This window comes from Agromyces sp. NDB4Y10 (genome assembly GCF_001620055.1).
GTDB lineage: Bacteria > Actinomycetota > Actinomycetes > Actinomycetales > Microbacteriaceae > Agromyces > Agromyces indicus.
Window position 1 is genome coordinate 1 of the sequence record NZ_LQGY01000047.1, and the last position, 6271, is coordinate 6271.

The following is a 6271-nucleotide window of genomic DNA, read 5'->3' on the forward strand; positions in this document are numbered from 1 at the left end:
CCCGGTACGCCGCCCTCGACGCCGCCGCCCGCGAGGCGGGCGCGGAACTCGTGCTGCTCGGCCACACCCTCGACGACCAGGCCGAGACGGTCCTGCTCGGGCTCGCCCGCGGCTCGGGCGCGGCCAGCCTCGCCGGGATGGCGCCGCGCACCGGCCGGTACGCGCGGCCGCTGCTCGGCATCCGCCGTGCCGCCACCCGACAGGCGTGCCGCGACGCGGGCCTCGTGCCGTGGGACGACCCGCACAACGCCGACGCCGCCTACGCCCGAGTGCGCGTCCGGGAGCGCGTGCTGCCCGTGCTCGAGGCCGAACTCGGCCCCGGCGTCGCCGAGGCGCTCGCCCGCACCGCCGAACAGCTGCGCGAGGACGAGCAGGCGTTCGCCGAGCAGATCGACGAGTTCATCGAGGAGATCTGCGAACCCGCCGAGGCCGGCATCGCGGTGAGCGCGGCCGTCCTCGCCGCCAACCCCGCCGCGCTCCGCCAGCGCATCATCCGCCACGTCGTCGCGAGCGAGTTCGGCGTCGCCCTCACGCGACGGCAGACCCTCGAGGTCGCCCGGCTCGTCACCGACTGGCACGGACAGGGCCCCATCGACCTGCCCGGCTGCCGGGCCTCCCGGGTGGGCGGGCGCATCGAGTTCACCGCTCGCTGACGACTAGGCTCGTGGCATCCGTTTCGCCCAGGAGCAACAGGAGGAGCCGGGAATGGATTCGCGCGAGATCGAAGCCGACCTGACCGAGGTGCTGGTCACCGAGCAGCAGATCCGCGACAAGCTGGCCGAGCTCGCCCGGCGCATCGAAGCCGACTACGCCGGCCGCGACCTCCTCCTCGTCGGCGTGCTGAAGGGCGCGGTCATGGTCATGGCCGACCTCGCCCGCGAACTGCGCTCGCACGTCACCATGGACTGGATGGCCGTCTCCTCGTACGGCGCCGGCACCCAGTCGTCCGGCGTCGTGAAGATCCTGAAGGACCTCGACAGCGACCTCTCCGGCCGCGACGTGCTCATCGTCGAGGACATCATCGACTCCGGCCTCACCCTCAGCTGGCTGCTCGGCAACCTCCGCTCGCGCGGCGCCGCCTCCATCGAGATCTGCGCGCTGCTGCGCAAGCCGGATGCCGCCAAGGTCGAGGTCGACGTCAAGTACCTCGGCTTCGACATCCCCAACCAGTTCGTCGTCGGCTACGGCCTCGACTACGCCGAGCAGTACCGCAACCTGCGCGACGTCGCCATCCTCGCGCCGCACGTCTACAGCTGATCCGGGCGCTGCGCGCCCTCAGCGGCAGCGCGAACGGTCCGCTCCGGGCGCTGCGCGCCCTCAGCGGCGGCGCGAATCGTCCGCTTCGGGCGCTGCGCGCCCTCAGCGGCGGCGCGAATCGTCCGCTTCGGGCGCTGCGCGCCCTCAGCGAACACACGGATCGCGCCCAGTGACCAACCGGTAGCCTTGCACCACCATGAACATGAAGAAGATCCTGCGCGGGCCGGTCATCTACATCCTGCTGGCCATCGTGGCGGTCTGGATCGGGTCGAGCCTCATCACCCAGTCGGGCTTCCGTGAGGTCTCCACCCAGCAGGGCCTGGAGCTGCTCGACGAGGGCAAGGTCCAGGAGGTGAAAATCGTCGACGGCGAGAACCGCGTCGACCTCACCCTCGCCGAGGCCGAGGAGGACCTCGGCACCCAGGTGCAGTTCTACTACGTCACGCCCCGCGGCGAGGACGTGCTGGCCGCGGTCGACCGCGCCGACCCCGAGAACGGGTTCGACGACGAGGTCCCGCAGCCGAGCTGGTTCCTCTCGATGCTCGGCATCCTGCTGCCGCTCGTGCTCATCGGCCTCTTCTTCTGGATCATCCTCTCGGGCATGCAGGGCGGCGGGAACCGCGTCATGCAGTTCGGCAAGTCCAAGGCCAAGCTCGTCTCCAAGGAGAGCCCCAAGGTCACGTTCGACGACGTCGCCGGCGCCGAGGAGGCCATCGAGGAACTCCACGAGATCAAGGACTTCCTCAAGGACCCGGCCAAGTTCCAGGCCGTCGGCGCGCGCATCCCCAAGGGCGTGCTGCTCTACGGCCCGCCCGGAACGGGCAAGACGCTCCTCGCGCGCGCCGTGGCCGGTGAGGCGGGCGTGCCCTTCTACTCGATCTCCGGTTCGGACTTCGTCGAGATGTTCGTGGGCGTCGGCGCCAGCCGCGTGCGCGACCTCTTCGACCAGGCCAAGCAGAACGCGCCGGCCATCATCTTCGTCGACGAGATCGACGCGGTCGGCCGCCACCGCGGCGCAGGCCTCGGCGGCGGACACGACGAGCGCGAGCAGACGCTGAACCAGCTGCTCGTCGAGATGGACGGCTTCGACCCGAAGACCAACGTCATCCTCATCGCGGCGACGAACCGCCCCGACATCCTCGACCCGGCGCTGCTGCGCCCCGGCCGCTTCGACCGCCAGATCGGCGTCGACGCGCCCGACCTCAAGGGCCGCCACAAGATCCTCGAGGTGCACGCCAAGGGCAAGCCGCTCGCCAAGGGCGTCGACCTCGAGGTGCTCGCGCGCAAGACCCCCGGCTTCACGGGCGCCGACCTCGCGAACGTGCTCAACGAGGCCGCACTGCTCACCGCGCGCTCCAACGCGCAGCTCATCGACGACCGCGCCCTCGACGAGGCCGTCGACCGCGTCATCGCCGGTCCGCAGCGCCGCTCGCGCGTGATGAAGGACAAGGAGAAGCTCATCACGGCGTACCACGAGGGCGGCCACGCGCTCGCGGCGGCGGCGATGAACTACACCGACCCCGTCACGAAGATCACGATCCTGCCCCGCGGGCGCGCGCTCGGCTACACGATGGTGCTGCCGCTGGAGGACAAGTACTCCGTGACGCGCAACGAGCTGCTCGACCAGCTCACGTACGCCATGGGCGGGCGCGTCGCCGAGGAGATCGTGTTCCACGACCCGTCGACGGGCGCCTCGAACGACATCGAGAAGGCCACCGCCACGGCCCGCAAGATGGTCACCGAGTACGGCATGAGCGCCACCGTCGGCGCCGTGAAGCTCGGGCAGTCGCAGGGCGAGGTGTTCCTCGGCCGCGACATGGGCCACCAGCGCGACTACTCGGAGGAGATCGCCGAGCGCGTCGACGCCGAGGTGCGCGCGCTCATCGAGCAGGCGCACGACGAGGCGTGGCAGGTGCTCAACGACAACCGCGACATCCTCGACCGCCTCGCCGAGGCGCTGCTCGAGCACGAGACGCTCGACCACAACCAGATCGCCGAGATCTTCGCGAACGTGAAGAAGCTGCCGCCGCGGCCGCTGTGGCTCTCGAGCGAGAACCGCCCGGTCTCCGACCGCCCGCCGATCCGGTTCCCGCACCAGAAGGCGCCGATCGACCAGGGCGCCGTGGACGGCGGCGTCGACTCGGGCGCCCCGGTCGAGGAGGCCAAGGCGTCGCGCACGCCGAGCACGAAGCCGCGTCCCGCGACGGCCTAGCCGCCGCCGGCGCGTGAGGAGGGTGCCATGACGGGCGTCGACACGGCCCGCGTCGAACGCGCGGTCCGCGAGCTGCTCCTCGCGATCGGCGAGGACCCCGACCGGCCCGGGCTCGAGCGCACGCCGCGTCGCGTCGCCGAGGCGTACGCCGAGTTCTTCAGCGGGGTCGGCGGCGATGCGCAGCGGCACCTCGCCGACTCGGTCCCGACGGGGTCGACGGATGCCGGTGAGCCGGCCGATTCCGACGTCGTCGTGCTCCGCGACCTCGGCTTCCGGTCCATGTGCGAGCACCACCTGCTGCCGTTCACCGGCGTCGCGCACGTGGCCTACCTGCCCGGCGAGAAGATCGTGGGCCTCAGCCGGATCCCGGCTGTCGTCGACACGATCGCGAGCCGCCCGCAGGTGCAGGAGCGCCTGACGGAGCAGATCGCGGACGCGCTCGACGCCGGGCTCCGGCCCCGCGGCGTCCTCGTCGTCCTCGACGCCGAGCACGGCTGCGTCACCGCCCGCGGCGCCCGGCAGGAGCACAGCTCGACGGTCACGGTCGCGAGCCGCGGGGCCCTCGCCGAACCGGCCGCGCGCGCCGAGGTCATCGCGCTCATCGGATCGGGCCGCGGTGACTGAGACGCTCATCATGGGGGTCGTCAACGTCACCCCCGACTCCTTCAGCGACGGCGGGCGCTGGTTCGACGCCGACGCGGCGATCGCGCACGCGCTCGAGCTGGCCGAGGCGGGCGCCGACCTCCTCGACGTCGGCGGGGAGTCCACGCGCCCCGGCGCCGCGCGCGTCGAGCCCGAGGAGGAGCTGCGCCGCGTGGTCCCGGTGATCCGCGAGCTCGCGGGCCGGGGGCTCCGCGTGAGCGTCGACACCATGCGTGCGACCACCGCCGCCGCGGCGGTCGAGGCGGGGGCCGAGATCATCAACGACGTGTCGGCGGGACTCGCCGACGAGGCCATGGCCCGCATCGCCGCCGAGAGCGGCGCCCGGTACGTGGCCATGCACTGGCGCGGCCACTCGGACCGGATGGACGAACTCGCCCGGTACGCCGACGTCGCGGCCGAGGTCCGGGACGAGCTCGCGGCGCGCGTCGACGCGCTCGTCGCCGCGGGCGTCGCGCCCGACCGGCTGATCCTCGACCCGGGCCTCGGGTTCGCCAAGCGGGCCGAGCACAACTGGGAGCTCCTCGCCCGCCTCGACGTCCTGGCCGGGCTCGGGCTGCCGCTGCTCGTCGGCGCCTCGCGGAAGCGGTTCCTCGGCGCGCTGCTCCCGGAGGGCGCGCCGGTCGAGGACCGCGACCTGCCGACCGCCGTGGTGAGCGCCCTGTCCGCGCAGGCCGGCGCGTGGGGCGTGCGCGTGCACGACGTGCGCTCCACGCGCGTCGCGCTCGACGTCGCCCGTGCATGGCAGAGTGGACGACGTGGCTGACTCGCGCGATCGGATCGCAGTGACCGGCATCCGCGTGCGCGCGCACCACGGGGTGTTCGACTTCGAGCGCGAGCAGGGGCAGGAGTTCGTCATCGACGTCTCGGTCGCCGTCGACCTCGCGGCCGCGGCATCCGGCGACGACCTCGCGCGCACCGTGCACTACGGCGAACTCGCGGTGGCGGTCGCGCGGGCCGTCGAGCGCGACCCCGTCGACCTCATCGAGACGGTCGCCGAGCGCGTCGCCGGCGTGGCGCTCGGCTTCGCCGGCGTCGAAGAGGCGACGGTCACCGTCCACAAGCCGCAGGCGCCGATCGAGGTCCCGTTCGACGACGTCGCCGTCACGGTCGTGCGGAGTCGCGCATGAGCCGGGCCGTCGTCGCGTTCGGGGCGAACCTCGGCGACCGCGAGGCGACCATCGGCGCCGCGGTGCGCGAGCTCGCCGACGCGCCGGGCATGCGCCTGGTCGCCGTCTCACCGGTCTACGAGACCCCGGCGGTGAAGCTCGACGGCGTCGACCGCGACGCGCCCCGCTACCTCAACGGCGTGGTCGTCCTCGAGACCGAGCTCGAGCCGCACGCGCTCCTCGACCTGCTGCAGCGCATCGAGCACGAGCACGGCCGCACCCGCGACGAGCGCTGGGGCGACCGCACGCTCGACCTCGACCTCATCGACGTCGACGGCCTCCGGATCGCCGACGAGCGGCTCGAGCTCCCGCATCCCCGCGCCTGGGAGCGCGCGTTCGTCCTGCAGCCGTGGCTCGACGTCGAGCCCGACGCCGAGATCGCCGGGCGCGGGCCCGTCGCCGACCTCCGCGCGGCGGCCACCGACGAGGTGGTGCGGCGGTGAAGCGCACGCACGCCTCGACCCTCGTCGCGTTCGGCTTCGTCGGCCTCGCCGTGGGGTACCTCGTCGAGCTGGCGCTGGTCAGCGCCGGCGCACAGGCCGTCGTCCCGCCGCTGTCGCTCGCGATCACCCTGGTCGGCGTCGGGGCGCTCGTACTGGCCTTCGCCTGGCCGATCCGACAGGCGGTGCGCGGCACCGCCACGCGCCGGATCGATCCCTTCCGGGCCGCGCGCACCGCGGTGCTCGCCAAGGCCAGCAGCATCACCGGGGCGCTCGTGCTGGGCGCCGGCGTCGGCATCACGGCGTTCCTCCTGACGCGCAGCGTCCTGCCCGCGGCATCCACCGTGTGGACGGCCGTGGCGACGGCCGCCGGCGCCGCGCTGCTGCTCGCCGCCGGCCTGGTCGCCGAGCACTTCTGCACCATCCCGCCCGACGAGCCCGATGAGGAGGGCGCCGCGCGTGCCTGACCACGACCAGCCGATGACCGGACCGGCCGCGGCGGACGAGCGTCCTCCGGCGGTGCCAGGGTCGCC

8 protein-coding genes are annotated in these 6271 nt (G+C 73.2%); all 8 read left to right on the forward strand.

Annotation, left to right across the window (positions count from 1 at the left end):
• Positions 1-653: ATP-binding protein (locus AVP42_RS11330; protein WP_197467010.1), on the forward strand; the 653-nt coding region annotated here is incomplete at its 5' end.
• 52 nt (positions 654-705) lie between these two features.
• Positions 706-1257, forward strand: coding sequence for a hypoxanthine phosphoribosyltransferase (hpt, locus tag AVP42_RS11335; protein ID WP_067949105.1), 552 nt, complete (start codon positions 706-708; stop codon positions 1255-1257).
• A 196-nt stretch (positions 1258-1453) separates the two neighbouring features.
• Complete coding sequence (ftsH, locus tag AVP42_RS11340; protein WP_067949107.1) at positions 1454-3469, forward strand: ATP-dependent zinc metalloprotease FtsH; 2016 nt, start codon at positions 1454-1456, stop codon at positions 3467-3469.
• 27 nt (positions 3470-3496) lie between these two features.
• Positions 3497-4093: a GTP cyclohydrolase I gene (folE, locus tag AVP42_RS11345; RefSeq protein ID WP_067949108.1), complete on the forward strand. Its 597-nt coding sequence runs from the start codon at positions 3497-3499 to the stop codon at positions 4091-4093.
• Between the two features lie 10 nt (positions 4094-4103).
• Positions 4104-4895, forward strand: coding sequence for a dihydropteroate synthase (gene folP / locus AVP42_RS11350; protein WP_067949116.1), 792 nt, complete (start codon positions 4104-4106; stop codon positions 4893-4895).
• Entirely contained in the window at positions 4888-5259 is a 372-nt protein-coding gene (gene folB / locus AVP42_RS11355; RefSeq protein WP_197467011.1) for a dihydroneopterin aldolase, read from the forward strand. Before folP ends, folB begins: the two co-directional genes overlap by 8 nt.
• The gene (gene folK / locus AVP42_RS11360; protein WP_067949112.1) at positions 5256-5741 is read left to right on the forward strand and encodes a 2-amino-4-hydroxy-6-hydroxymethyldihydropteridine diphosphokinase; all 486 of its coding nucleotides are present in this window, start codon (positions 5256-5258) and stop codon (positions 5739-5741) included. Before folB ends, folK begins: the two co-directional genes overlap by 4 nt.
• The gene (locus AVP42_RS11365) at positions 5738-6205 is read left to right on the forward strand and encodes a DUF3180 domain-containing protein (protein ID WP_067949114.1); all 468 of its coding nucleotides are present in this window, start codon (positions 5738-5740) and stop codon (positions 6203-6205) included. Before folK ends, AVP42_RS11365 begins: the two co-directional genes overlap by 4 nt.
• Positions 6206-6271: the final 66 nt, after the last annotated feature.